Here is a 26,859-nt window from a genome sequence, read left to right on the forward strand (position 1 = left end):
TTCCTCCTAGGCTGTTGCGTGTTCTTCTAATGAAACGGAAACGATCTTTGAGATGCCAGATTCCGCCATTGTCACGCCATATAATCGATTAGCTTGGGTCATCGTTCCTTTTCTGTGAGTAATCACGATAAATTGCGTATCACTCTCATAGCGTTTCATGAATCGGCCAAAGCGCGTAACATTGGCTTCATCCAACGAAGCTTCAACCTCATCCAAAATACAAAACGGTACTGGACGCACTTTCAAGATGGCAAATAATAACGTAATTGCCGTCAGTGCACGTTCCCCGCCTGATAATAAACTGAGACGCTGTAATTTTTTGCCAGGTGGTTGGGCAATAATGTCAATCCCGCTGGTTAATAGGGCACTTGGATCCGTCAATGTTAAACTAGCGTGACCACCGCCAAACATGATCGGGAAAATCGTCTCAAAAGCGGCTGCCGTTTGTTCAAATGTTTCTTTAAACCGCTTTTCAACTTCTTTGTCCATTTCCGCCATCGATGCTAATAACTGACGCTTAGCATCCATTAAGTCCGCATCTTGTTGCATTAAGAAATCATAGCGTTCTTTAACACGTTGATAATCGTCAATGGCCGCCAAGTTGACCGTCCCTAAATCAGCTAAGCCGAGTTTCAATAGTTTCAACTTAGACCGCAATTGGTCATCTGTTAAGTCCGAAGCAGCTAAAGCAGCCTTTGCTGCTTCGTAAGTCAATTGATAGTCCGCACTCAATGTATTTAAGCGTTGATCAATATTAATTTTAACGCGATTAAGGCCAACAGCGTTTTGTTCTTGCTCAGCTAAGGTGTTTTTTTGTAATTGATAAACACGCGTTGCGTTGGCTTGAAGCGTCTGCTGTTTCGCTTGAAGGGTTTCTTTTTGCGCGCGCTCATTGGCCAACTTCGCTTGAATTTTTTCAATCAAGGCATTTGTTGCCTTTAAGAGTGCTTGGCGTTTCTTTTGACTCGTGGCATCTTCTTGATCCGCTTGTTTTAGTGCAGCTAGTTTATCTTGGCTGGCTTTCAACTGAGCGGCCAAGTCGTTGCTATTGCGTGTGGCAACCGTTAATTTCTCCTGAACATTTTTTTGCTCAGCCACAGCCACAGCCAATTCCGTTTCAAGAGCTGTTTGCTGTTTTGCAATCTGTTTTTGACTTTCATCAAAATGTTGTAATTGCTCATTAGCCGTTTTGAGCGCTGCTTGTAGCTGTGCAATGGAAGCAACGATCTCAGCTTCGGCGGCCACTAATTCTGCCTGGCGTTTCAAATCAGCATCATAGGCTTGTTGCTGTTGTTGCACTTGATAATCCGTTGCTTGTTGTTGGCGTTCAAACTGACTCAATCGTTCATCAGTCAAGGCTAACGTATTTTGAGCAGCTTGATATTGATTCTTAGCGGTTTCCAATGCCGCTTGTTTCGTATCCAATTCTGCTTGATGGGCTGTTAATTGGGCTTTTGTCGCTTGAACACTCGCTTGCTTTTGATCTAAAGCCACTTGCATCTTCGCAATTTGCCCTTCTAAATCAGTTAAGGTTTGTTTACGCGCAAGTAGCCCACCATTATTCTGACGATTATTATGGCCCCCCGTCATTGAACCCCCGGGGCTTAAAATATCGCCCGCTAAAGTAATAATCCGGTAACGGTGGCCCGTAAGTTGGCTCAATTTAATGGCCGGCTCCAAATCAGTCGCAACAATCAAATTCCCCATCAAATGGCTCATCACCGGGCGCACTTGTTCATCAAACTGGACAAGATCACTGGCAATGCCGATAAATCCGGGTTGTTGTTGTAACTGGTTGACTAAGCTACTTGGTAATAAGCGTGGTTTAACAACGTTGTTTGGTAAGAAAGTCGCCCGCCCAATCCGATTCGTTTTCAAATAATCAATCGCTTGTTTGGCCGTCTGTTCATCCCGGGTTACAACTTGTTGCAACTGTGCGCCTAACGCTAATTCAATTGCTTGTTGATATTCAGTTGGTACTTGCATTAATTCGGCAACAGCACCTAATAATCCAGGAAACTGTTGTTTTTGCTTCAAGACAGCCTTAACCCCTTGATAAAAGCCAGCATAATCATCATTTAATTCTGCAAGGCTCGCTTGTTTGGCTTTAGCTTTTTGTAAAATCCCAGAGGCTTGGAACCAACTATTTTGTTGCTTTTGATACGCCGCCTGATCCGCGTTAACTTGGGTTTGTAATTGTGCCAAATCATTAGCCAACGTTTCGTATTGGGCTTTAAGGGTTTCAAGTTGTGCTTTTTGGGCGGCTTGTTCTGCCTTTTTTTGTGCTAATTGCGTCGATGTCTCATCGACTGCACTATCTTGCCGCGCAAGTTGCATTTTGGTTTGTAGCAAGGTTTTTTCTAGGTATTGTTGTTCATTATGGTTGGTCGTTTGGGCTTGCATCTGGTCAATGTAATCTTGCCGGATATGTTCGATCTTGGCCTTCAGTTCAGCTTCACTACCAGATGCTTGGCGTTTAAGGGTAGTTAATGACGCCTTCAATGTGCTTAATGCTGTCACTTTTTCTTCATAAGTCGCGCTTAATGCAGCTTGCTTAGCTTGTTCCGCTGTTAACTGTTGTTTTAATGTGTCGATCTGTTCGACTAAACTTTGGCGATTAGCATCTGTATAATTAGCCCGCTCTTTTGAAACATTTTCTTGACCTAATAGATTTTCGGCCAAGCGTGATTTTTCTAACAACGTCTGATTATCCTGTTCAATCTGTTGTTCTAATTGCGTTAAAGTTGCTTGGTTCTTTGTTTGGGCCGCTGTTGTCTTGGCGATGTCGGTTTCAATCGCTTGCAAAGCGTGTGCAAGCGTTTGGGCCTTTTCTTGGTAAGTCTTTTGGTCGGCAATCAATTGATCGATTTCAATTACCAACAATTGTTGATGCAACGCGTCATATTGCGCTTTTTGATCCAGATAATCTTGCGCGATACTGCTTTGCTCTTTCAACGGTTCCACTTGTCCCCGTAATTCATGGAGAATATCGGTTACCCGGCTCAAGTTTTCATCCGTTTGATCTAATTCAGATTGGGCCTTTTTCTTTTGTTGTTTATATTTCAAAACACCTGCGGCTTCTTCAATAATATTCCGCCGCTCTTCTGGTTTACTGTTAAAAATGGCTTCAACCCGGCCTTGCGAAATAATCGAAAAAGATTCTCGCCCAAGACCAGAATCCATAAATAAATTAACGATATCTTTTAACCGGCAACTCTTTTGGTTCAAATAAAACTCACTATCGCCGTTTCTAAATAAACGACGCGTAATCGTGACGTTTGCTTGTTCTTGTTTCAGATATTGATCGCTGTTATCAAAGACAAGCGTCACTTCTGCTTTATTCATCTGGGGGCGAATGTCAGTCCCAGCAAAAATAATGTCCGGCATTTTTTCGCCCCGTAAGCTCTTGGCAGATTGTTCGCCCATTGCCCACCGAATCGCTTCGGTGACGTTACTTTTACCGCTCCCGTTTGGCCCAACGATGCCCGTTAAACCTTCTGAAAAATTGATTTCTGTTTTATCAGCAAACGATTTAAACCCTGATAAAACCAATGACTTTAACTGCATGTCCTAAACTCCCTACACACGGCGGTTATTTAACTGGCGTGTGCTTCTTTCTTTATTTCAGTTTGGCAAGTGCCGCTTTAGCCGCTGCTTGTTCGGCTGCTTTTTTATTCCGACCAACACCTGAACCCAAGACGCGATCGCCCATCATGACGTCCACTTCAAATTGGCGGGCATGGGATGGCCCCACTTCTGCCAACAATTTATATTCAATCTCAACTTCACCGGCTTGTTGCAAGAACTCTTGCAGATTGGTCTTATAATCCGTTTGATCTGAAAATTCACCGGCTTCAATTTTAGGAAAGACAATTTGTTCGATGAATTTAACGACTGCGCCACGCCCCTGGTCTAAAAACAAAGCGCCGTTAAAAGCTTCAAACAGATCTTCCAAAAGTGTCGCCCGTGCTCGCGCGCCGTTTTTTTCTTCCCCTTTACCAAGGCGAATATAACGATCAAAATGCGCTTCTTTAGCAAAATTACTAAAACTCTTCGTGCAGACAATTGCGGCCCGTAACCGGGTGAGCTTGCCCTCTGGCCAGTCTGGATATTTCTTGTACAAGTATTCTGAAACCGTAATTTCCATCACGGCGTCACCCAAGAATTCGAGGCGTTCGTTATCGCGTAAACCCAATTCTCGATGTTCGTTGACGTATGACGAATGCGTAAAGGCTTCATCTAATAATGCTAAATTCTGAAATTCAATGCCGTAGCGTGCTCGAAGCTCGCTGACTAGTGCTGCATCCAAAATTAAATTACCCCATTTCAACTGTTTAATCTTTCATTATTATACCGTTTATCTGCTCAAAAAAACAGCGTCGTTCCTAGCAAACTGTCGCCGTTATTAATCATAAAAAAACGCCTGTTTTGAAGTATTCATTGTAACACGCTAATGAATATTTCAAAACAGGCATTACTTTATGCAGGTGGCGTCATCATCGCTGCATTAGCGGTTTGATAACTCGCTAATTCGGCTTCAGTGGCATAGACATAATGTTCATCGGCCACTTCACGCAATTGACGGTCTGTATTATCCGCTTCAATTGCATGATCATAATCAATTCTGCGACGTTGCCGCTCTATCTTAGGATCAGGCAACGGTACCGCGGATAATAAACTTTGTGTATACGGATGCAATGGTCGATTATAGATATCATCGGCAGGTGCTAATTCCATAATTTTACCATTATGCATAACGGCAATCCGATCACTAATATATTTGACCATCGACAAATCATGCGCAATGAACAAATACGTTAAATTTTGCTGTTCTTGAATTTCTTTCATCAAGTTAACCACCTGGGCTTGAATCGACACATCAAGCGCCGAAATGGGTTCATCCGCGATGATAAACTTAGGCTTTACCGCAAGTGCCCGTGCAATTCCGATGCGCTGCCGTTGCCCACCGGAAAATTCATGCGGATACCGGGTTGCATGATCTTTATTCAATCCGACGAGTTCCAAAAGTTCATTTACACGCGCATCACATTCTGCCTCATTTTTGACCAGGTGGTGGATGTGCAACCCTTCAGCGATAATATCTTTAACCTTCATCCGCGGGTTTAATGACGCATAGGGGTCTTGGAAAATCATTTGAATTTCTTTACGGAATGCCTTCATTTCACGACTATGATTTTTAATCTTACTAATATCACGACCATCGAATAGAATTTCACCATCCGTTGGGTTGTATAATCGAATAATACTCCGCCCAGTTGTACTCTTCCCAGAACCAGATTCACCCACCAAGCCAAACGTTTCGCCTTCATAGATTTCAAATGAGACATCGTCAATGGCTTTTACTTCGGATTTTTTACCTTGGCTAAAATATTGCTTTAAATGTTTAACCGATACTAATACTTTTTTATCCTTATCCATCAATTGTCCCTACTTTCGCTTGAACTTGTGCCGCCTGGTACTTAGCCATCATTGCGCGAACGGCTGCCGGTGGTTCCACAGATGGTGCATCTGGATGCAACAACCAAGTTGCCGCAAAATGTGTTTTGGAGACTTGAAAAAAAGGGGGTTCCTGCTCAACATCAATTTGTAATGCGTATGGATTACGTGGGGCAAAGGCATCTCCTTTGGGTGGGTCCAACAGATCGGGTGGCGTCCCCGGAATAGCTTCAAGACGCCCAGCAGTATCGAGGGTTGGCATCGAATTCAATAACCCCCACGTGTATGGATGCTTAGGTTCGTAGAAAATTTCGTCGACTAAACCATATTCGATAATCTTGCCAGCATACATCACCGCGACGCGATCCGCAATCCCCGCAACAACCCCTAGATCATGCGTAATGAAAATAATTGACGTTTCAATTTTTCGTTGCAATTCCTTCATCAAATCGATAATTTGTGCTTGCACCGTCACATCAAGGGCCGTTGTCGGTTCGTCGGCAATCAGGATTTGTGGATAATCAACAATGGCAATGGCAATCACGATTCGTTGCCGTTGCCCACCAGAAAACTGATGCGGATAATCCTTCATTCGTGCTTTAGCATTCGGAATGCCTACCAACTCTAAAACACTCTGTGCACGTTTCATTGCTTCTTCTTTGTTCATCGTTTTATGAATTAATAACGGTTCGGCAACCTGTTTACCAATTGGCATCGTTGGATCCAATGAGGTCATCGGATCTTGGAAAATCATCGCAATATCGCTACCGCGTAACGCATTCATTTCCTGTTCGGGCTTTTGTAACAAATCTTCATCGTGATACTTAATTGTGCCGCCCTTAATGTGAGCATTGCCGGCTAATAACCCCATGATGCTTCGGACCGTCACCGACTTACCGGACCCAGATTCACCAACAATCGCTAATGTTTCGCCCTTTTTTAAGTTGAAACTGACATCACGAATCGCATGGACGTTGCCTGCGTAGGTTTTAAAATCGATACTTAAATGTTTAACTTCTAAAATATTTGCCATTTGACGACCTCCAATGATGACACCGCGTGGAAACGGCCTTAGATTGACACTTTCATTTAATAACTTTTTCAGTTAACGTTCATGAGCCGCTTTTTCCAAACGTGCTTTTGAAACTGGAGCTATGATTTGGGATCAAACGCATCCCTTAGCCCGTCTGCTAGTAAGTTGACGGCAATCATAATGACACAGAGGACTGCTGCTGGATACCACATTTGGTATGGCAAGAACCGGAAAGCCTTTTGACCATCTGATAATAATGTCCCTAACGAGGCGTTCGGTGCTGGAATGCCAATCCCGATAAAGCTCAAGAACGCTTCGAAGAAAATCGCACTCGGAATCGTAAACATTGTTTGAATAATAATCGTTGAGGATAAATTCGGAATCAGGTGTTTCCAAGCAATCTTAGTCGAACTTTCACCCAACGTTCGCGCGGCGAGCACGAATTCTTGCTCCTTCAGTTGGAAAGTTTGCGCCCGAATCAGCCGGGCCATCGTAATCCACCCGGTAAACCCGATTGCGATGACAATTGACAATAAACCTGGACGAAGCACTAACATCATCAAGACGACAACGATTAAGTTGGGAATCGAGGAAATGATTTCAGTTACCCGTTGCATGAACATATCCAATCGGCCCCCCCGCCATCCGGAAACAATCCCGTATGGAATGCCGATTAATAAATCGACCAAGGTCGCTAGGATCCCGATTAATAATGATAACCGTGTCCCATATAAAATCCGTGATAGTAAATCACGACCGAGATAATCAGTCCCTAGGATAAACGTTTTGCCTTTGGGAACGCCTGCTTGTTGATATTTATCAACTTCAACACCGCCAACATTCATCTTACCGGTAAAGCCAGGTATATTCCCAGAGCCAATTTTAGGGGGTAAGTTGGCGTATGCTACGTTTTGCGTATTCGGGCTTTGGGGTGCAATTACTGGCGCCAACAAAGCGGCCAACATGACAATCAAGAGAACGATTAACGAAACTACCGCCACTTTATTTTGTTTTAAGCGCCGAAGTGCATCTTGGGTAAACGTCAACGACGGCGCACTAATTTTTTCTTGCGCTTCGTGTGTGTCTTGGGTAAGGGGCTTGAATGAGCCCGCTGGTATTTTAATATCTGCCATTTAGTGAGCCCCCTGACTGTCGCTTAATCGAATTCGTGGATCAATAATGCCGTAAAGAATATCGACGACTAAAATAATCACTGTTAATAAAAATGAGTAGAAAATGGTCAAGCCCATGATGGTTGGATAATCGTTAGTCATGATTGACTTTACGAATTGTTCGCCAATACCAGGAATTGAGAATATATTTTCAACCACCAATGAACCAGTCATCAAGTTAACCGCCATTGGCCCAATAATCGTCACAACTGGGATCATTGAATTACGTAAGGCGTGTTTTGCTACTGTTTGCCACTTTGAATTTCCTTTGGCTTTGGCAAGTTCGATATAATCACTGTTTAAGACATCAACCATTTCAGTTCGCATAAACCGCGCTGTATTCGCCAATGGCGCAACTGCTAGTGCCAAGGTCGGCAAAATACTAGAAGACCAACCATCCCATAACGCAATTGGAAATAGTTGTAATTTAAAAGCTAGGAAAAATTGGAGTAAGACGGCCAAGACAAAGTTGGGAATTGAAATCCCAACGATTGAAAAGAACGTTGCGACCCCATCGACCCATGTGTTTTTGCGGATAGCCGCCACTGCCCCGAGTAAAATTCCGAGTAATGATCCGACAATCATCGCTTGCGCCCCGATTTGTAATGAAGGACCTAAGCGCGTCATGATTAAGCTTAAGACAGGCTGATTGTTGAACTGGAAAGATGTCCCAAAATCACCGTGCAACAATCCACCTAGATAGATGAAATATTGCTGGATCAATGGTTTGTTCAACCCATACTGTTCATTCATGATGCGTAATTGATCAGCACTCATTTTTTCTTGATTTGTATAGGGGGTCCCTGGCATCAACTTCATCATGAAGAAAGTCACAGAAGCGACAATGAATAGGGTTAGCACTAAATAGAATATTCGTTTAATAAGGTATTTACTCATAAGTTCGCTCCTAACAAAAACAGGCTTCATTGTTTTTCAACGCCGAAACCCATCTTTATAAAGTCCGTTTATTTTTTTAAATAAAGTGAGACATTATTGTAGTTTCCTGAAGGGCCATAGTCTAAACCTTTAAGATTTGGGTTAGTTAAGTACGCTATCCCTGATTGATACAGTGGAATGACCCCTGATTCAGTATTCATAATATCTTGTGCTTTAACAAGATTTTGCCATCTTGCTTGGGGATCATTGGCATTATCAACTTTACTTGCTTTGATTTGTGCGTCATATTCAGCATTGCTCCAATGACCATTATTGTTATCGCCACCCGTTACAAACAAGTCTAAGAATGTGATCGGGTCCGGAAAATCAGCGTTCCAAGCACTGACAACCATGTCGAAATCACCGTTCGTTGAACGTGTTAAACGCGTCTTAAACGGTACGTTGGCCAATGTCACTTTCAAACCTGGTAAGTTCTTTTGCAAAGTATTTTGTAAATATTCAGACTGTTTCTTAGCCGTATCCGTGTCATCCCCAAGCAAGGTGTAATTAAACGTCTTGCCGGTTTGCCCAGTTTCAGCAAGGCCTTGACGCCAAAGTTTGGTTGCTTCTTTAGGATTATAGCTTGCATTTTTCTTGCCTGCTGCGGCTAAATCATCCACAAAATCCTTCTTAGTTGTTGGATTAAAGGCCATCTTCTTTGGTGTCACAGAAGCAATGGGACTTGAGCCATCACCTAGAACTTGAGCCACTAGTTCTTTACGATTGATCGTCATCGAAATTGCTCGGCGAATCTTTGCGTTTTTAAAGATGGGATTTTTTTCTTGGTTAACTTGCATATAGAACGTTGCTGATTTTTGCAAGGTTGAATAATGGGGATCGTTCTTCATTTGTTTTGCCGTATCACCACTGATGGCTGTCCGGTCTAATTTATTACTTTGGAAGAGGTTCAGGGCCGTTGATGGATCTTTAACCACTTGATACTTCAACGTTTTCACCTTAACTGCTTTAGCGTTCCAATACTTCGTGTTTTTGACTTCTTGCCATGCGCTATCCGGGCCATTCCAGTTTTCTAACTTATAAGGGCCATTGAAGACTAACGTTTTAGAATTGGTCCCATAACGCTTGCCAGCTTTCTCAACTGCTTCTGGATATTGGGGGAAGAAAGTTGAACTCGTCATCAATTGATTAAAGTATGGAATTGGCTTTTCAAGGGTAACTTCTAGGGTATGTTGATCCTTAGCAACTACGCCAAGTGAATCAACCGGTTGCTTGCCAGTCGTAATGTCGGCCGCATTTTTGATCCCCTCATAAATATAAGCATATTGTGAGCCAACCTTAGGATCAACGACTCTGCGCCAAGCATAAACAAAATCGTCGGCCGTCACCGGTTGGCCATTGCTCCACTTCGCATCTTTTCTTAAAGGGAATGTATATGTTAAACCGTTATTAGTTGGTTTGACAACTTTAGTTGCAATCGCCGGTTTAATTTCTTTGCCTTCATAGCGGTAAAGGCCTTCCATCGTATCAGTTAAAGCTTGCGCCCCGATCACATCCGTATTCAACGCTGAATCCATTGTTGCAATGACGTCACTCGTTGCAAAACTGGCTGTATCAGTTTTAACAGCTTCCTTGTTCCCTGAGTTTCCACAAGCTGCTAATAATAATGTGACCGCCACGGTTGTTACGCCTAATACCAAACTCTTTTCTCGTTTCATATGGACACTCCCTTCAGTTGTTAAAAGTAATAATACATGATTAAAAATGAAAAGTAAATAACAAATATTAAAATATTCTAATTTATTTTTATTGATATAAAGCCATTATAAGAATCATTCTAATTTTATAACGCATCCATAAGCGATTATTATGTGAATAATCTCATTTTAAAAATACGCCTTAAAAAGCAAAAAAAAAGCCTGTTAGTCGTGACTCGTCACGACCAACAGGCTCGTTTTTAAGGTTATTATTTGATTTTTGTTTTAATGTAAGCAACGGCATCAGCTACCGTACCGATCTTTTCAGCTTCTTCATCCGGAATTTCAGCACCAAAAGTATCTTCCAATTCCAAGACAAATTCCACGATATCAATTGAATCAGCATCCAAGTCTTCCTTGAAATTCAATTCGTTTGTTACCTGATCTTTATTTAACTCAAATCGATCGCCAATAATAGCCGCAATCTTATCAAAGATTTCTTGTTCATTCATCATTAAAAACCTCCAAACTGAAACCCTTACTTACGTCCTTAACACTTTGGGTATCCAGTGATTATACATAACTTCGCAACTCAATTCAAGTCAATCAAATCAGACTTGCGAAATATATTGTAGCGCCTTTGGGGCACGTTGTCCACTTATTTCAATCGGTTTCTTTTGAGCTATTTTGTTGGTCAAAATAATCGATTACTTTTTGAATCGTTTGGTTCGTTAGCATTGCATGAATCTGGCGAACAGTATAGTATACCGTTCGGCCATCTGCCGCACCGTGCGCCTTGACCACTGGGGCTTTCAAGCCTAACAAAACAGCGCCGCCATAAACAGACGTGTCAAATTTGTCCCGAATCCCACCGACACTCTTTTTCAAGAGCAAACCACCGATTTTTTCTTTGACGCCCGCATCCATGATGGCATGTTTCACTTGCGACATCACGATTGTGGCCGTGCCTTCAATTGCTTTAAGTGTCGCATTGCCGGTAAACCCATCGGTGACTACGATATCTGCAACCCCTTTTAGGAGTTCACTTGCTTCAACATTACCGATGAAGTTTAACGTTGGATCGTCTGCTAACAGTTGGTGGGCTGCCTTGTGCAACTCATCACCCTTGCCAGCTTCAGTACCATTGTTCAGCAACCCAATCCGGGGCTTGTGAATGCCACGAACATCCTGTGCGTAAAAATTCCCCATTAAGCCATATTGATACAAGTGTTCTGGCTTCGCTTCGGCGTTGGCCCCCACATCTAACATGTTGAAGCCTAAATCAGAATTAATGGCTGGAAGGGTAGGCATTAAGCCGGGACGATCGATCCCTTTAATCCGCCCAATCACAAATAACCCCGCTGCTAAAAGCGCGCCAGTATTGCCCAATGAAAAAAGTGCGTCTGCTTTTCCGTCTTTAACCGCTTGAGCAGCTAGGACCATTGAGGCTTGCTTTTTACGGCGAATTGCACGCACTGGTTCATCTTCACTAGTGATTTTTTCGGTGGTGTGCACAATCGTTAACCGCGTCATATCGTCAATCAACGGTTTGATTTGTAGTTGATCACCATACAATATAAATTCAACATCTGTTAATTCTGAGCGGGCTTGTAATACCCCGGCAATTACTGATTGTGGTGCAAAATCACCACCCATTGCGTCTACTGCAATTTTCATTATCATTCCTCTTTCCATTTTTAATCTAACGTTAGGTAATTCTGCTTTTGTTGTTGTAAGTATCTTTTGAGTGGTGTATGTTCTGGTGCTGCCAACGCTGGATCGCGCGTAAAGATTTTTTGTACCTCTTGCTGAGCAACTTGTAAACTAGCAAAATCCGCTACTGGATCACCGACTTTAAAAACCGGCAAGCCCGATTGGCGATCGCCGAAGACTTCGCCTGGACCCCGCAGTTCCAAATCCTTTTGCGCAACAACGAAACCATCCGTCGTTTCCGTCATAATGGTCATTCGATCAACACCTTGTTGGTTCTTCGGATCAGCTACTAAGATACAGTATGCTTTTTTCTGGCCACGACCGACCCGCCCCCGCAATTGATGCAACTGGGCTAGACCAAAACGATCCGCATCAAAAATAAGCATTACCGTCGCATTGGGCACATCAACCCCAACTTCAACGACCGTCGTTGAAACCAACAATTGAATTTTATTCGCAGAAAAAGCGTTCATAATCTGATTTTTTTCATCATCTTTTAACTGACCATGCAACAACGCAACATGGTAATCAGGTTCAAACTGTTCGGCTAGCGTCGCATAGATTTCCTCAGCATTCTTTAAATCCATCTGCGCCGATTCAGCAATCAATGGTGTAATTGCAAAGACTTGTGAGTTTGCCTCAAGTTGCTTCCGGACAAAACTGAGTGCCTGTTCCACTTGATTACTACGCACCCAGCTGGTTTCGATTGGTAGCCGCCCTTTGGGTAATTCGTCAATGGTAGAAACATCCATCTCACCATACGCCGTAATCGCCAACGTTCGCGGAATGGGCGTCGCAGTCATCGCCAGGATGTCAGGCTGTAGCCCCTTTTCACGCAGAATCCGCCGTTGATTGACACCAAAGCGGTGTTGTTCATCAATTACAGCAAACCCTAACTTATGATAGACCACGGCATCTTGAATCAACGCATGGGTGCCAACAATGATATTGATTTGGCCGGATTCAATGTCCGCCAGTAATTTCCGCCGCTCTTTGAGCGCCGTTGAGCCAGTCAATAAACCAACTGTCACATTCATTGGGGCCATTAATCGTTGCAAACTTTGATAGTGTTGCTCTGCCAAAATTTCCGTTGGGACCATCAGCGCGGCCTGATAGCCAGCAGTAACCGCTGCGAATAACGCAATTGCTGCCACAATTGTTTTCCCGGAACCAACATCTCCTTGAAGAAGTCGATTCATATGCGCTGGTGATTTTAAATCAAGACAGATTTCATTAACAACGCGTTTTTGCGCATCGGTTAAATCAAACGGCAAGGTTTGAATAAACGCTTTAAGGGCTTCATTTTGATACGGTAAAGCTAGGCCGTTTGCCACATGCCGATCAGCCTGTTTAATAGCCTGTAATTGCATCTGATAGCGGAAGAATTCGTGAAAGATGGCACTTCGGCGTGCTTGCTTTGCTTCAAGATACGTGCTTGGAAAATGCATGCCGGCAATCAAATCACGTTCGTTCATTAACTTGTAACGTGTGCGAATGTCCGCTGGAATCAATTCCGGAATAACATCGCGATAGCCATCAAAGGCTTCTTGGATCATCTTAACGAGTGTCCCTTGACGGATACTCTTATTAACAGAATAGATAGCCGCAAACGATGGATTCTCCGCTGATTGAACCGCAAGAACCTTCATCCCCGTCAACGTATGGCGGCGAGCATCCCACTTACCATAAATGGCAACATCAACGCCGGCTTCAAACTTATCTTTGAGATAAGGCTGATTAAAAAAAGTCACCATCACGACATCGTGCTCAATCAAGAGTCGTACATTAAGGCGGGTCTTCCCCGGTCCCCAACGACTGATGACCGGATCGGCGACGACCGTTCCTTTTAAGGTCACCTTTTCCTGATCGGCTACCGTGGATAAATCCTTAACCTTTAAATCTTCATAACGAAATGGAAAATAATACAATAAATCACTGATGGTCCTAATACCAAGCTGCTCGAGGGCTGTCAGGCGTTTCGGGCCGACGCCAGCTAAGACAGCAACAGAATCCGTTAAACTTAACATTGACAGCCTCCTATAACGTCTTTTAGCGCCCATTGATGACGCACTTATCAAAAAACGGGAATCAGGTATCTTTTCAGCCTCATTCCCGTTTTATTTGATTAATTATTCAACTGAAATCAAGTATGGGTAAACTGGTTGATTCCCTTCATGTATTTCAACTTCTAATTCTGGATCTTGAGCTATGATGGCATCACTGATTTGCTCAGCTTCTGCTGCATCGCCATCTTCCCCAATAATAATGGTGACAATTTCGCTATCTTCATCAAGCATTGTTTGGACCATTTCAATAGCTGCTGTTAAGCGTTCAGCCGTCGAGACCTTAATTTTACCATCGATAATGCCCATATAATCGTCTTTCTTAATTTCAAGACCGTCTAAAGTCGTATCCCGAATTGATTGGGTGACTTGTCCACTAATCACAGTATCTAGCGCCTCAGTCATCGCTTCTTGATTAGCAGCCAATTCAGCAGATGGGTCAAATGATAGTAGGGCCGTCATCCCTTGGGCAATCGTCCGGCTTTGCACAATTGCCACTGGAATATCAGCCACTTCTGCAGCTTGTTGTGCGGCTAAGAAAATATTCTTATTATTTGGTAACAAGATTACTTGTTTAGCATTGGCCGCCTTAATAGCATCTAAAATATCTTGCGTACTTGGATTCATGGTTTGCCCACCACTTAAGATATAAGTAGCCCCTAAACTCTTGAAGAGTTCAGCGATTCCGGCACCAGCTGCAATGGCAATAATCCCGTTTTCAACCGGTTCAGCTTGAACGGGGGTCGTGGCTTGTTGGTCGTTTTCAACAATCGTATCATGTTGCAAACGCATGTTATCGACTTTAATCTTCACTAATGAACCAAAGTGTTGGCCATAAGCCATGACTGCCCCGGGATGTTCCGTATGCACGTGGACCTTGACAACTTCTTCATCGGCAACAACCAAGAGGGAGTCCCCGACACCGTCTAAATGATTGCGGAATTCATCATAATCAAATTCACGATCGACAGTTGTCCCGTCGCCAAGAGCGACCATAATTTCAGTACAGTAGCCGTTTTCGATATCTTCTGTCCCCATTTGAGCAGTTTGATGATGATTGGCGTTCACCATTTCATCCATTTCCGCTTCATCTGGTGTATAAAGATCCTTGGCAGGCGCTTGCCCGGTTAAGCCTTCTAAAAAACCTTCATAAATGAAGACCAATCCTTGACCACCAGAATCGACAACGCCAACTTCTTTTAAAACCGGCAACAATTCGGGGGTCTTCAACAAGGCCTTCTTAGCCCCCTCAACAACAGCTTCGATAACTGCGCCAATATCATCACTTTGACTAGCAACTTTGGCCCCAGCCTTAGCCCCTTCTCTGGCAACCGTTAAGATGGTTCCTTCAACGGGTTTCATGACTGCTTTATAAGCCGTCTGAACGCCACTGGTAAATGCGTCCGCTAAATCTTGTGCATTCAACGTTTCTTTTTCGGCCATGCTCTTAGAAAAACCACGGAAAATTTGGGAACTGATAACCCCGGAGTTACCCCGAGCGCCCATCAAAAGCCCCTTGGCTAAACTCTTAGATAATTCACCGACAGATTGCGCGTTATTTTCATTAACTGCTTTGGCCCCACTTTGAAACGTTAAACTCATATTGGTCCCAGTATCCCCATCTGGCACTGGAAAGACGTTTAATGAATTGACAAATTCTGCATTTTTAGTGAGCCGATGTGCAGCGACCCGCATCATTGCTTGGAATTCTGCTGCTGTGATTTCAGTAACTTTCACGAATGTTCCTCCTTGAACAAAAACAAATAGAACTGGACCTAGTGGCCAGCTCCGCTAATTAGTTTTAGTCTTCTAATACCCGTACACCTTGAACGTAGATATTCACTGAGTTCGCACTGACCCCCAGCATTGTTTCAAGATTGTACTTCACTTTACTCTGGACGTTACGGCAAACTTCAGAGATCTTAATGCCATAACCAACAATAATATAGACATCAATCGCAACGCCGTTGTCTTCTTGACGGACTACGACCCCGCGATTATAATTCTCACGATTCAAAATATCATTTAAATTGTCACGAATTTGATTCTTACTTGCCATTCCAACAATCCCGTAGATATCTGTTGCAGCGCCGCCTACGACGGTTGCAATCACGTTATTGGTAATATCAATGTCACCATATTGTGTTTTAATTTTAACAGCCATTAAAATAGCCTCCTTGTGCCATACTTATTGTTATTTTAGCATAGCGACGAAGAGTTGCAAAGCAACTGCCGATGAATTCTTCCACAATTACGGCTTATTTTTAGACTTTAATGAGTTTAAACGACTTATTTTGGACTGTCAAGTAAATTTCCTTGAAAGAGCTCTTGCATTCCCCAAACTATTATGGTAAATTATTTAAGTGAATTGTATGAGCCGGTGTGCATGCATGCAACTATTAAGACTAACTGAATCATATTATGTTTCTCGTTAATTCTACCGGCTTTACTTAAAGGAGGAATAAGACCATGGCAAAAGACGTTATTACCGGCCGTAAAACATCATTTGGCAACAAGCGTTCACACGCTTTGAACGCATCGCGTCGTTCTTGGAAGCCAAACTTACAAAAAGTACGTATCTTAGTTGATGGCAAGCCTAAACGTGTTTGGGTTTCAGCCCGTGCTTTGAAATCAGGCAAAGTAACTCGTGTATAATTTCATTTGATAGACCGTCAGTTGACGGTCTATTTTTTTGCCAAAAAACTGCGAGAATAAATACTGTTTTAAACGCCATAGCTTAAAAATGAAGCTAGGCAGCACGTTGTCGCTAGCTTATCGGTGGTGTGCCGCCTAGTTTCATTTCGCGTCATTGCGAATACTGTCAGTTCTATCAGCAAATGTCGTTGGCTAGACGCATAGATTCTGCTGAGAATGAGCGCTTTTGCGCAAAAAAATCCCCCCGTTATTAAAGCAAAAACTTTAATAACGGGGGGATTCAATTATCGTTGCGGTTGATCTTAATATTACAACAGCTGCAACTTGCGTTTAGCTACGGCTAACAGCCGCTTTCGACTAGCCATGCTTGCCACTGCCTGTTAATCTTCAGAAACACCTAAGTGAGCGCGCGCGCTTTTTTTAATCTTTACTTTGAATCACGGCGACCACCCCGGTTTTAAAACTGAACCGGCCAGTCTCGCCAATAAACTCGTTGCTCGCCCATGAAATGGGGACCTGTGTTTGATAATCGACCAAGCGATACTTTTCGTCCATTAAATTTAACCCCGTCGTTGGGATCAAAGGGACGAAAGCCAAGTACCGTTTATCAGCTTCTTTTTGTAATTGATATTCACCTGGTGCATAAAAACGAATCGTATTTTGCCGATCACGGATCTCCAAACGGTCTAAAAATGGTTGGAAACGTGGTTCTAATGGCATAAAGAGATTAGCAAGGAAATGGTCCAAGCGGCCCCCCGTCGCACCATACAGCACAACCTGATCCGCATTGAATTCAGTGAAGGCAATGGTCAATGCTAACTGGGTGTCAGTGTCATCTTTTTCTGCCTGCACTGAGCGAATATCCTTGACTGCCGATTGAACGGTTGTCCGTTCAGCCGCCGTCAAGGAATCAAAATCGCCGACCGATACAACGGGTGTTACGCCTTTTTGTAATAAGCGCCATGTGCCCCGATCGGCCGTCACCCAATGACCCTCAATCATTTCTGGATGCGCTAATTCTGGGGCCCATTCCGTCACTGGCCCCCCCACTAATACATTAATCCGCGTCATGAACAGCCTGCTTTAAAGTTGCAATCCGGGTTGTTAAGTCACCAGCAAACGTGTATGAACCAGCAACAAAAACATCCGCGCCCGCTTTTGCACACGCACCAATGGTTTGGTCGTTAACCCCACCATCGACTTCAATCGTGTAATCTGCATCGGTATGTTGATTACGATAAGTCGCTAATTCAGTGACCTTGTCCAACATAGCTGGGATAAACTGCTGCCCACCAAAGCCTGGATTGACCGTCATTACTAAGACTTGATCAACCAATGATAAGACCGGTTCAATCGCACTAACCGGCGTCCCTGGATTGATCACCACACCCGCTTTAACACCAGCATCTTTAATCATCTGTAGACCACGATAAAGATGTTGCGTTGCTTCAACATGAATCATGATTAAGTCTGCGCCAGCCGCTGCAAATTGTTCAATGTAGCGTTCTGGTCGTTCCACCATTAAATGGACATCTAACCCCAACGTCGTCAATGGTCGCAAGCCAGTTACGACTTGTGGGCCAAATGACATGTTAGGTACAAACAGCCCGTCCATAATATCAACGTGTAATAAATCGGCGCCCGCCTTTTCAAGGTTTTGAACGTCTCTTTGTAAGTTCATAAAGTCTGCGCTTAGGATTGAAGGTGCGATTTGTTTCATCATCAAAACTCCGATCATATTTTTATTTTGACTTCTTGTAAACTGGTCTAATATCCTTTAATTCTGCTCTAAACTGTAAATAATTCGTATAACGACTTTGCATAATTTCACCGTTATCGACCGCTTCTTTAACGGCACATTTCGGTTCCATCACGTGTTGGCACGTTCTAAATTTACAACCTTGCCCGATTTCTCTGAACTCTGGGAAGCGATCAACCAAGGTTTCAATCGTCACGTTTAATAAACCGAGCGATGAAAAACCAGGTGTATCCCCGACTAACCCATCATTCAACGGAATCAACTCAATGTGGCGGGTTGTATGTTTTCCACGATTCAAGCTCTGTGAGATTGCAGCCGTCGCAATGTTGAGGCTTGGATCAATATGGTTTAACAACGTTGACTTTCCGGCCCCCGTTTGTCCTGTAAAAACAGTTGTTTTATGCGGGAATGTGGCTTCAATCGCCGCAATAATCTCCGGCGTAAAAGCCGTGCGTGGTGCAAAAATGCGATAACCAATCTTCGCGTAATACGCCAAATAATCATTGATTTTTTGATATTGTTGATCATTAATCATATCGGTTTTAGTCAAATAAACTAGCCCCTGCATGTGGAGTGATTCAATATAGATCAAAAAGCGATCCAATAAATTCAATGAAAACGCTGGTTCCACCGCTGAAACAATCACGACAGCATTATCGATATTAGCGACTGGTGGTCGAATCATCTCATTTTTACGGTCTAAAATTTCAAGAAGATAGCCACTTTCTGTTTCACTTTCACTCTCAAATTCAACAAAATCACCAACAAGTGGCGTAATCTTACGTTTACGGAAATTACCCCGCGCACGTGTTCGATAAATCTTGCCTTCACTTTGTACATCGTAAAACCCACTAAGGGCACGAATAATCTGTCCTGTCTGCAATAGGTCACCTCCCAATTAGTTTGTCACATGGTCATCCGATAGAATCTCTTGCCCATTTCTTAGAATCCGGTAACGGCCTGCTTGGTCCGCTTTAATCGTAAATGGCAATTCAACAGTTGTAGTCGCTGTAATCGTCATTTCTTTATAAACATTCATTATTGAATGGGTACTATCTTCTAAATAAATCGTAATTTTATTCGTCGTCGCCGTTGCGGCGCTACTTGCACTAGCGCTAGTGCTACTGCTGCTACCCGATTCACTCGCGCTACTTGCACTACTTTGTGAAGTTGCCAAGGAATCGTCAAACGGAATCGTCACCGACTTCGTAAAGTTCTTCGTAGCAGGGGCTTTTTTACCCTTAGAAAGCACCACGTTAATATTGGCCCCTTCTTGGATCGATGCACCACTACCAGGTGATTGGCTAATGACCAAACCTTCATCAATCGTATTTGAGTAGTCCTCTGAAAAAGTGGCCGTCAAACCAACATCATCAACATAATCTTGAACAGCCTGTTTCGTGTAATTGCTCAAGTTACGTAACGTAATGCTTGGCTTGCCGCTGCTAACAGTTAAGGTAATCGTTGTCTTGCTTGGCACCACTTTTTCACCTGCGGCAATGCTTTGGTCTAAAATCAAGCCCGAAGCTGTACTGCGCGAACTTTGATACTTACGTACAACTGTCAAGCCTTTTTGTCGCAATAGCGTGCTGACATCTGTAAATGGTTTGTCTGTATAATCTTCAATCTTATATTTTTTGCGGCCCGTACTAATCGTTAAATCAACTGTGCTGCCCGTTTTAACATGCATTCCTTTACCGGGCGTCGATAAAATTACATGCCCTTTGCTGTACTTATTACTAGTCGTCTTTTGAATCTTACCAACTTTTAATTTATCTGCAGTTAGTGCTGCCGTCGCGTTTTCTTGGGTCATGTCTGTGACATCTGGAACAGTGACTTCACTACCTTGCATTGCATACGCAGCAAAAACACCAAGCGCCACTAGCAATACTACACCAATTCCCACAAACCACCATTTTCGCTTTGATTTTTTCCGTGGATGCTTGGCTTTGGAATCAGTTGCGGGCTGCTCTTTAGTCACCGGCTTAGCTTCTGGCGCATTACTTTGCCGCGTAATGCCTTCTGGATCAAGTGCTGGGATAACTTTCGTTTCGCCCATATCGCCTTGTGATGGTACGAATTTAGGTTCATGCGCCCGCGTCGCCGACAATGAGGTCTGCAAATCAGTTGCCATTTGCCCAACATCACTGTAGCGTTCATCTGGATCTTTAGCGGTTGCTCTTAACACAACGTTCTCCAAAGCTTGTGGAATCCGCGGATCGTAATCGCGAACCGGTGGCACAGCATCTTGAAAATGTTTAATCGCGATTGAAACCGCCGACTCACCTTCAAATGGCACCATGCCAGTTAACATTTCATATAAAATAATCCCGAGTGAATAGATATCGGAACGCTTCGTTGCCATTGAACCCCGTGCTTGCTCTGGCGATAAATAATGAACTGAGCCGAGTAGTGTATTCGTCTGCGTCATCGCGGTTTCGCTGAGCGCAATCGCAATCCCAAAATCACTAATCTTCACATTACCTGCTTCATCGACCAAAATATTCTGGGGTTTCAAATCACGATGAATAATATTATGTGCATGGGCATTTTCGACTGCTGATAAAATCTGCGTCATAATGTCGACGACGCGCTGATAGGGGATCGGGAAGTGTTCAACGATGTATTTCTTTAAATCTGTTCCCTTCACATACTCCATCACGATGTATTGCATACCGTTTTCTTCACCAACGTCGTAGATACTGACGATGTTGGGGTGGTTTAATTCGGTCGTGGCAAGCGCTTCTCGCTTAAAACGACGGACCGTATTCGGATCATTCCGCAAATCAAGCCGAAGTACTTTGACCGCTACTTGGCGATCCAAAATCAGATCTTGGGCCAAATAAACATTGGCCATCCCACCTTCACCGATTGGCCGGATAATCCGATAGCGGCCGTTGACCGCATAACCTGTTTCCATCATCGCGCACCCTCCTCATCGGTTTGATGTAAGATTAACGCCGTAATATTATCCAAGCCACCGGCATCGTTTGCTTGTTGAATTAATGCGGCACATTTTTCTTCTAGCGATGTCGGGGCGATTAGCGTGGCCTTAATTTGTTCATCATCAACCATATTGGTTAGCCCATCTGTACATAATAATAGATAATCATCTGGTTCAAATTCATAAATGGTCACATCGGCATCCACATCTTGAGAAACCCCTAATGTACGGGTAATGATGTTTTTTTGCGGGTGATGTTTTGCCGCTTCTTCAGTTAATTCACCTTGTTTCACCAATTCGTTCACTAATGAATGGTCCTCCGTTAATTGACGGAGTTCGTTATTCCGGAAGCGATACACCCGGCTATCACCGATATTTGCAACTAAGTAATTGGCACCTGAAATCAATACTGCAACGAGGGTGGTCCCCATCCCAAACAGATCGTCATATTGATTCGCCTTCGCTAAAATATGTTTGTTTTCTTTTTGCAATTCGAAAATTAACCATTTAACCATGGCTTCAATGTCGGTATCATCGGTTTGTTCGAACTCGTATCCAATATGGGAAACCGCCATTTCTGAAGCAACATCACCGCCTAAATGACCGCCCATCCCATCAGCAACAATCGCAAACTGCGCACCGTTTTTATTGGTATAAAAGCCGACATAGTCCTGATTATTTTGGCGTTGTTGACCGACATCGGTTTGAAAAGCAACTTCCATAAGAATTCACCTCAATTAATAAATTTAAGCCCGTCGTGTTAAACAAGCGATGAAAAAGCCGTCTGTTTGATAATCATCGGGGTAGATTTGGACAAACGGGGTCGCTTGATTGGCTGGTAATGGTTTATCGAGTGCGACTGGTATGATTTCAAATTCTGGATGATTAGCCACAAACGTTGCAACGACTTGCTGATTTTCTTCTGGAACAATCGTACAGGTACTATACGTTAATTGACCGCCCACTTTTAAGGTTGGGGCAACGGCATCTAAAATCGCTAATTGAATTTTTTGCAAGTTCAATAAGTCAGCCGCTTGCCGAGCATATTTAATTTCTGGCTTACGCCGCATTAGACCTAAGCCAGAGCATGGTGCGTCAACTAAAATCTTATCAAATGTTTCAGGAACGAATTGTTCGCTGACTTTACGGGCATCAAGCGCCCGGGCTTCAATGACGTCTTCAACATGCAAGCGTTTTGCATTTTGTTCAATCAAACGAACTTTATGCTCATGAATGTCTAAGGCCGTTATTTTCCCCCCTTGACTGGCATCCAAATAGGTCGCCATATGCGTTGTTTTGCCACCAGGGGCGGCACAAGCATCCAAGACCCGATCGCTTGGTTGTAATTGCAGACTGGGCGCAACTAACATCGAACTTTCGTCTTGAACGGTGTAAGCTCCTTGTTCGAATAAATCGCCACTAGCTAAGTGGCCGCCTTGAGCAACTAATCCCGCTGCGGCAATTGCACTGGGCTCAATGGTGAAGCCGGCCGCTTGCAAATCTGCTAAGATTGCCGCCACTGAATTGATGCGCGTATTCACCCGAATGGCTGCGTTGGCAGGTTGGTTAATCGTTGCCAATAGGTGCTCCAATTTTGATTGACCTAATTCTTGATAGCACTTTGCTACTAACCACTGCGGTATACTGTAGGTCACACTTAACCGTTCAATCGGATCGGCAATTGCCTCTAAATCAGGTAACCCGGTCCGTTGTTGGTTCCGTAAAATCGCCGTTACTAATTTAGCCGTTCCAGCATGGCCCATCTGTTTGGCGATCTCAGTTGCTTCATAAAAAATCGCATGTTCAGGGACGCGATCCAAATAAACCTGTTGAAAAACTGCTGTCCGTAAAACTTGGCGTACCCACGTCGCCAATTTAGCTGGTTTTTGAATAAAGGGTGCTAGATAATAATCAAGCGTCATTTCGTGTTGAATGACACCATACACGAGCTGCGTTAAAAAGCTAGCGTCTTGGGAATTCAGATGGTTTTGTTTAATCACTTGGTCGAGGGCTAGGTTTGAATAACTATTTTGTTTAGCCACCGCCGTTAAAATTTCAACAGCTAAGTAGCGCGGGGTCTTTTTAGGCATCCTGCACCACCACTTGTTGTCCGACTGTGAGTTGTTTGCCAACCCCGTTTAGGAAAGATTGAACCGGCATTTTGGCCTTACCAGCTGGTTGAATCTCGGTAATTTTCAAAACAGTTCCGTTACCGGCTGCTAATTCGAAATCCTTTTTGTTAATCGCGACGATAACGCCAGCAGGTTGATTGGTTGTTGTTTCAGCAACGGTTGCTTGCCATAATTTCGTCCGCTGACCATTAATTGGTAACCAAGCGCCTGGTTGCGGGCGCAATGCACGAATCTGGTTGACCAGTTGGATTGCCGGTTGATTGATATCTAATCGTTCCTGCTCCTTAGTAATGTTATAAGCAAACGTTACTTGCGCTTCATCTTGGGGGATTCGTGGGGCGGTTTGATTGATAATCCTTGGTAAGGTCTTCAGTAATAAATCACGACCAACATAACTTAATTTATCAAATAAACTGCCCGTATCGTCTGAAGCTTCGATGGGAATGCGAGCTTGTTCAATCATATCCCCAGCATCCATTTTTTTAGCCATATGCATGATAGTAATCCCAATTTCTGAATCGCCATTTAACACAGCATATTGAATTGGGGCCCCCCCACGATATTTGGGCAATAATGAACCATGCACATTGATTGCCGCAATCTTAGCAGCTTCTAATAACTTCGTTGGCAAGAATTGACCATAAGCCGCCGTCACAATTAAATCCGGTTGCAAGGCAATTAAATCAGCTAATGCTTGACTGCCACTAAGTTTTTCAGGTTGAAAAACGGGTAAGTTCAGCTGAACAGCCGCTTTTTTAACCGGCGTTTGTTGCAAGACTTGTTTGCGACCAACTTTACGATCTGGTTGGGTCACAACGGCTAACACTTGATAGTCGTGTGCCACAAGTCCTTCTAAAATTGGTACTGAAAATTGGGGAGTCCCCATAAATACGATAGATGTCATTAATCAATCACGCTCACTTTAAGTAAATTGTAGGGGTTCATTGTCCAAACCAATCTTGAACCCATGACGGGTATCAATTTGGGTGGTTTCGAGAATTTCGGCGAGTTTTGCCTGAAGTTGTGGTTCCTGTTTATATTTAATCACAATTTGGTAGAAATAACGATTGTTAATCCGCGCAATCGACTTCGGTGTCGGGCCAAGCACAATCGCTTGGTCGGATAATACCGGTCGTAATTGACGGGCAATTTGGAAACTCTTCTTGGCTGCCAGGGCTTCTTCTGGGTGGCTGATCGTTAATTGCACCGTAAAATAATACGGTGGGTAGCCACCACGATGCCGAACAGCCATCTCATATTGATAGAAACCTTCATAATCATGTTGCTTAGCAAATTGGATAGCGTAATTTTCCGGATTAAAAGACTGAACAATAACCGCGCCGGTTTTATCAGCACGGCCAGCACGGCCACTAACTTGCGTCAATAATTGGAATGTGCGCTCACTTGCGCGGAAATCCGGTAAGCCCAAGGCAGTGTCGGCATTGATCACCCCAACTAACGTTACATCGGGAAAATCGAGCCCTTTCGCAATCATTTGGGTGCCCAATAAAATATCGGCCTCGTGGTCCCCAAAGCGTTTAAGTAATTTAGCGTGTGCCCCTTTTTTCCGCGTTGTATCGACATCCATTCGTAAAATGCGCGCCGTTGGGATTAGTTCTTGGAGTTCTGCCTCGACTTTTTGCGTTCCCGTTCCGAAATAGCGAATTTGACGACTCTGACAGTTTGGACATGTCCGTGGAATGGCTTCTTCATGGCCACAGTAATGACACTTCATCGAGTGCGTATCCATGTGCAACGTTAGCGATATATCACAGTTTGGACACTGCAAGACAAAGCCACAATCACGACACATGATAAATGATGAAAACCCTCGGCGGTTCAATAGCAGGACACTCTGTTCCCCTTTTTGCAGCCGATCTTTCAACGCATCTAATAACGCCGGTGAAAAATTACTGCTGGCCTGTTGCTTCATCGCTGCCCGCATATCGACTAGTTCAACAGCAGGTAAGGGCTGTTGATTAATCCGTTGGGTAAGGCGCAAAAGCTGATAAACACCCTTTTGCGCACGCGCGCGCGATTCAAGGGATGGTGTCGCACTACCGAGAATAACTGGACAATGATGGTATTGACTCCGCCAGATTGCCACATCGCGCGCATGATAGCGCGGACTCTCATCTTGTTTATAGGATGCTTCATGTTCTTCATCCATGATAATCACGCCGATATTTTCCAAAGGGGCAAAAACAGCGGATCGTGCGCCAACCACAACGCTCGCTTCTTTGCGTTCGATCCGCCGCCACTCATCGTATTTCTCACCTTCAGATAAGCCACTATGTAAAACGGCGACTTGCTCCCCAAAGCGGCCTTTAACCCGCTTGACCATTTGCGGCGTCAGCGCAATTTCGGGCACTAGCATCAAGGCTGTCTTGGCTTGTTGCAAGACGGCCTCAATTGTTTGTAAATAAACTTCTGTCTTACCGCTTCCCGTAATCCCTTCAACTAAAAAAACGCGGTCTGCTTGTTTTTGGGTGGCGGTGACAACTGCTTCTACTGCCTTTTTTTGTTCGTCAGTTAATGTCATTTTCTGTGTGGTTGTGACGGTTTTAGGATAAGGATTTCGGTAGGCTTCGACCTTAACTTGTCGTAACCAACCCTTATCAGCCCCCGTCTTAATATTCTCACGGGTAAAATTCGTCGTTGCCAAAACATCCTTTAATAAGGGATTTGACTGACCAATTAAGCTTTGTAAATAACTAATGAGTTGCTGTTGCTTTTGCGCTGATTTCCGTAGTCCTGTCCGTGCTTCTTCTAACTGTTCAAACGATAAGGCCGGTTCAATAGCCGTTAATTGTTTAACCCGTGCCCGATCGTCGACGTGATACACCACTTCGAGCTTGCCTTGGCGTTGCAGCTGCATTAATTGTTTCAGTTTATCGGGGGCTAGCGATTGATCAAACGTCAATTCGTCGTTGCCATTAAACAAACTTGCTTGTAACGCAGGCTCAATTTCATCAACTAGCTGAGCGGTTTTCGAATATTTAGCCCGCATCACACTTGGAAGCATCGTTTGTAAACACGTAATCTGAAAGGCATAGGTGCGCTCTGCCAGCCAACTCGATAATTGAAGTAATTCGGAATTCACCGCCGGCTGCAAATCAATAACGGCCGTAATCGGCTTTAATTGCCCCTCAAAGTTAGCTTGATCTTGAATATTTAAAATAAAGCCTTGAATTAACCGATCACCTTTACCAAAAGGGACCGCCACACGCATCCCAGGTTGAATATGATCTAATAAAGTATCTGGTACTTGATAATCATATGGCCGATTAGTTTGCATCGTGGGCACATCGACAATCACTTTTGCGATTTGTGGCATCTG

Annotated in this window: 21 protein-coding genes; 1 reads left to right on the plus strand and 20 read right to left on the minus strand. The window is 43.7% G+C overall.

Annotated features, from left to right (window positions below; all coding sequences use genetic code 11):
- Positions 1 to 6: 6 nt before the first annotated feature.
- The 12 genes from smc to J7Q78_RS06155 all read right to left on the minus strand — a co-directional run bounded on the left by smc (position 7) and on the right by J7Q78_RS06155 (position 16,193).
- Positions 7 to 3,567, minus strand: coding sequence for a chromosome segregation protein SMC (gene smc, locus J7Q78_RS06100; RefSeq protein WP_208422155.1), 3,561 nt, complete (start codon positions 3,565 to 3,567; stop codon positions 7 to 9).
- A 52-nt stretch (positions 3,568 to 3,619) separates the two neighbouring features.
- Positions 3,620 to 4,309 carry a ribonuclease III gene (gene rnc, locus J7Q78_RS06105; RefSeq protein WP_154242679.1) on the minus strand — a complete coding sequence of 230 codons (690 nt, stop codon included), beginning with the start codon at positions 4,307 to 4,309 and terminating at the stop codon, positions 3,620 to 3,622.
- Positions 4,310 to 4,479: 170 nt separating this feature from the next.
- Complete coding sequence (locus tag J7Q78_RS06110) at positions 4,480 to 5,439, minus strand: ABC transporter ATP-binding protein (RefSeq protein ID WP_208422156.1); 960 nt, start codon at positions 5,437 to 5,439, stop codon at positions 4,480 to 4,482.
- Positions 5,432 to 6,490 (minus strand): ABC transporter ATP-binding protein, encoded by a 1,059-nt coding sequence (locus J7Q78_RS06115; protein ID WP_208422157.1) that lies wholly within the window; start codon positions 6,488 to 6,490, stop codon positions 5,432 to 5,434. Before J7Q78_RS06115 ends, J7Q78_RS06110 begins: the two co-directional genes overlap by 8 nt.
- Positions 6,491 to 6,609: 119 nt before the next feature.
- Complete coding sequence (locus J7Q78_RS06120; RefSeq protein WP_154242676.1) at positions 6,610 to 7,623, minus strand: ABC transporter permease; 1,014 nt, start codon at positions 7,621 to 7,623, stop codon at positions 6,610 to 6,612.
- Positions 7,624 to 8,559 (minus strand): oligopeptide ABC transporter permease, encoded by a 936-nt coding sequence (opp3b, locus tag J7Q78_RS06125; RefSeq protein WP_208422158.1) that lies wholly within the window; start codon positions 8,557 to 8,559, stop codon positions 7,624 to 7,626.
- Positions 8,560 to 8,627: 68 nt separating this feature from the next.
- Positions 8,628 to 10,274 (minus strand): peptide ABC transporter substrate-binding protein, encoded by a 1,647-nt coding sequence (locus J7Q78_RS06130; RefSeq protein ID WP_208422159.1) that lies wholly within the window; start codon positions 10,272 to 10,274, stop codon positions 8,628 to 8,630.
- 248 nt (positions 10,275 to 10,522) lie between these two features.
- Positions 10,523 to 10,765: an acyl carrier protein gene (gene acpP, locus J7Q78_RS06135; protein ID WP_076800074.1), complete on the minus strand. Its 243-nt coding sequence runs from the start codon at positions 10,763 to 10,765 to the stop codon at positions 10,523 to 10,525.
- A 151-nt stretch (positions 10,766 to 10,916) separates the two neighbouring features.
- Positions 10,917 to 11,930 carry a phosphate acyltransferase PlsX gene (plsX, locus tag J7Q78_RS06140; protein ID WP_208422160.1) on the minus strand — a complete coding sequence of 338 codons (1,014 nt, stop codon included), beginning with the start codon at positions 11,928 to 11,930 and terminating at the stop codon, positions 10,917 to 10,919.
- A gap of 20 nt (positions 11,931 to 11,950) precedes the next feature.
- Positions 11,951 to 13,993 (minus strand): ATP-dependent DNA helicase RecG, encoded by a 2,043-nt coding sequence (gene recG / locus J7Q78_RS06145; protein WP_208422161.1) that lies wholly within the window; start codon positions 13,991 to 13,993, stop codon positions 11,951 to 11,953.
- 102 nt (positions 13,994 to 14,095) lie between these two features.
- Positions 14,096 to 15,766 carry a DAK2 domain-containing protein gene (locus J7Q78_RS06150; protein WP_208422162.1) on the minus strand — a complete coding sequence of 557 codons (1,671 nt, stop codon included), beginning with the start codon at positions 15,764 to 15,766 and terminating at the stop codon, positions 14,096 to 14,098.
- A gap of 64 nt (positions 15,767 to 15,830) precedes the next feature.
- On the minus strand, positions 15,831 to 16,193 hold the full coding sequence (locus J7Q78_RS06155) for an Asp23/Gls24 family envelope stress response protein (protein ID WP_004265575.1): 363 nt from the start codon (positions 16,191 to 16,193) through the stop codon (positions 15,831 to 15,833).
- A gap of 305 nt (positions 16,194 to 16,498) precedes the next feature.
- On the opposite strand from J7Q78_RS06155, the gene rpmB reads away from it, so the two are divergent.
- Positions 16,499 to 16,684: a 50S ribosomal protein L28 gene (gene rpmB / locus J7Q78_RS06160; protein WP_004265581.1), complete on the plus strand. Its 186-nt coding sequence runs from the start codon at positions 16,499 to 16,501 to the stop codon at positions 16,682 to 16,684.
- A gap of 420 nt (positions 16,685 to 17,104) precedes the next feature.
- On the opposite strand, the gene J7Q78_RS06165 is transcribed toward rpmB, so the two are convergent.
- From J7Q78_RS06165 to priA, 8 genes are read right to left on the minus strand one after another with little or no spacing between them, the layout of a single operon-like run.
- Positions 17,105 to 17,755: a thiamine diphosphokinase gene (locus tag J7Q78_RS06165; protein WP_208422163.1), complete on the minus strand. Its 651-nt coding sequence runs from the start codon at positions 17,753 to 17,755 to the stop codon at positions 17,105 to 17,107.
- On the minus strand, positions 17,742 to 18,407 hold the full coding sequence (rpe, locus tag J7Q78_RS06170; protein WP_208422164.1) for a ribulose-phosphate 3-epimerase: 666 nt from the start codon (positions 18,405 to 18,407) through the stop codon (positions 17,742 to 17,744). The genes J7Q78_RS06165 and rpe overlap by 14 nt, the downstream gene beginning before the upstream one ends.
- Positions 18,408 to 18,426: 19 nt before the next feature.
- A complete protein-coding gene (rsgA, locus tag J7Q78_RS06175) occupies positions 18,427 to 19,326 on the minus strand; it encodes a ribosome small subunit-dependent GTPase A (protein WP_154242668.1) in 900 nt (299 codons plus the stop codon).
- A 15-nt stretch (positions 19,327 to 19,341) separates the two neighbouring features.
- Positions 19,342 to 21,366 carry a Stk1 family PASTA domain-containing Ser/Thr kinase gene (gene pknB / locus J7Q78_RS06180; protein ID WP_208422165.1) on the minus strand — a complete coding sequence of 675 codons (2,025 nt, stop codon included), beginning with the start codon at positions 21,364 to 21,366 and terminating at the stop codon, positions 19,342 to 19,344.
- A complete protein-coding gene (locus J7Q78_RS06185; protein ID WP_154242666.1) occupies positions 21,363 to 22,109 on the minus strand; it encodes a Stp1/IreP family PP2C-type Ser/Thr phosphatase in 747 nt (248 codons plus the stop codon). The genes pknB and J7Q78_RS06185 overlap by 4 nt, the downstream gene beginning before the upstream one ends.
- Before the next feature lie 24 nt (positions 22,110 to 22,133).
- Complete coding sequence (gene rsmB, locus J7Q78_RS06190; protein WP_208422166.1) at positions 22,134 to 23,477, minus strand: 16S rRNA (cytosine(967)-C(5))-methyltransferase RsmB; 1,344 nt, start codon at positions 23,475 to 23,477, stop codon at positions 22,134 to 22,136.
- Positions 23,470 to 24,423 (minus strand): methionyl-tRNA formyltransferase, encoded by a 954-nt coding sequence (gene fmt / locus J7Q78_RS06195; protein ID WP_208422167.1) that lies wholly within the window; start codon positions 24,421 to 24,423, stop codon positions 23,470 to 23,472. Before fmt ends, rsmB begins: the two co-directional genes overlap by 8 nt.
- An 18-nt stretch (positions 24,424 to 24,441) precedes the next feature.
- Positions 24,442 to 26,856 (minus strand): primosomal protein N', encoded by a 2,415-nt coding sequence (priA, locus tag J7Q78_RS06200; RefSeq protein WP_208422168.1) that lies wholly within the window; start codon positions 26,854 to 26,856, stop codon positions 24,442 to 24,444.
- Positions 26,857 to 26,859 lie beyond the last annotated feature (3 nt).

Origin of the sequence: Latilactobacillus fragifolii (genome assembly GCF_905332535.1) — a bacterium.
Taxonomy (GTDB): Bacteria; Bacillota; Bacilli; order Lactobacillales; family Lactobacillaceae; genus Latilactobacillus; species Latilactobacillus fragifolii.

Coding starts and splice junctions, on each gene's coding strand:
- pknB (WP_208422165.1), bottom strand. CDS start 21,366: ATGATGGAAACAGGTTATGCGGTCAACGGCCGCTATCGGATTATCCGG.
- J7Q78_RS06155 (WP_004265575.1), bottom strand. CDS start 16,193: ATGGCTGTTAAAATTAAAACACAATATGGTGACATTGATATTACCAAT.
- acpP (WP_076800074.1), bottom strand. CDS start 10,765: ATGAATGAACAAGAAATCTTTGATAAGATTGCGGCTATTATTGGCGAT.
- plsX (WP_208422160.1), bottom strand. CDS start 11,930: ATGAAAATTGCAGTAGACGCAATGGGTGGTGATTTTGCACCACAATCA.
- J7Q78_RS06165 (WP_208422163.1), bottom strand. CDS start 17,755: ATGACGCGGATTAATGTATTAGTGGGGGGGCCAGTGACGGAATGGGCC.
- J7Q78_RS06120 (WP_154242676.1), bottom strand. CDS start 7,623: ATGGCAGATATTAAAATACCAGCGGGCTCATTCAAGCCCCTTACCCAA.
- smc (WP_208422155.1), bottom strand. CDS start 3,567: ATGCAGTTAAAGTCATTGGTTTTATCAGGGTTTAAATCGTTTGCTGAT.
- rpmB (WP_004265581.1), top strand. CDS start 16,499: ATGGCAAAAGACGTTATTACCGGCCGTAAAACATCATTTGGCAACAAG.
- fmt (WP_208422167.1), bottom strand. CDS start 24,423: ATGACATCTATCGTATTTATGGGGACTCCCCAATTTTCAGTACCAATT.
- J7Q78_RS06110 (WP_208422156.1), bottom strand. CDS start 5,439: ATGGATAAGGATAAAAAAGTATTAGTATCGGTTAAACATTTAAAGCAA.
- J7Q78_RS06115 (WP_208422157.1), bottom strand. CDS start 6,490: ATGGCAAATATTTTAGAAGTTAAACATTTAAGTATCGATTTTAAAACC.
- rpe (WP_208422164.1), bottom strand. CDS start 18,407: ATGATGAAACAAATCGCACCTTCAATCCTAAGCGCAGACTTTATGAAC.
- rsmB (WP_208422166.1), bottom strand. CDS start 23,477: ATGCCTAAAAAGACCCCGCGCTACTTAGCTGTTGAAATTTTAACGGCG.
- J7Q78_RS06130 (WP_208422159.1), bottom strand. CDS start 10,274: ATGAAACGAGAAAAGAGTTTGGTATTAGGCGTAACAACCGTGGCGGTC.
- recG (WP_208422161.1), bottom strand. CDS start 13,993: ATGTTAAGTTTAACGGATTCTGTTGCTGTCTTAGCTGGCGTCGGCCCG.
- opp3b (WP_208422158.1), bottom strand. CDS start 8,559: ATGAGTAAATACCTTATTAAACGAATATTCTATTTAGTGCTAACCCTA.
- priA (WP_208422168.1), bottom strand. CDS start 26,856: ATGCCACAAATCGCAAAAGTGATTGTCGATGTGCCCACGATGCAAACT.
- J7Q78_RS06185 (WP_154242666.1), bottom strand. CDS start 22,109: ATGGAAGTTGCTTTTCAAACCGATGTCGGTCAACAACGCCAAAATAAT.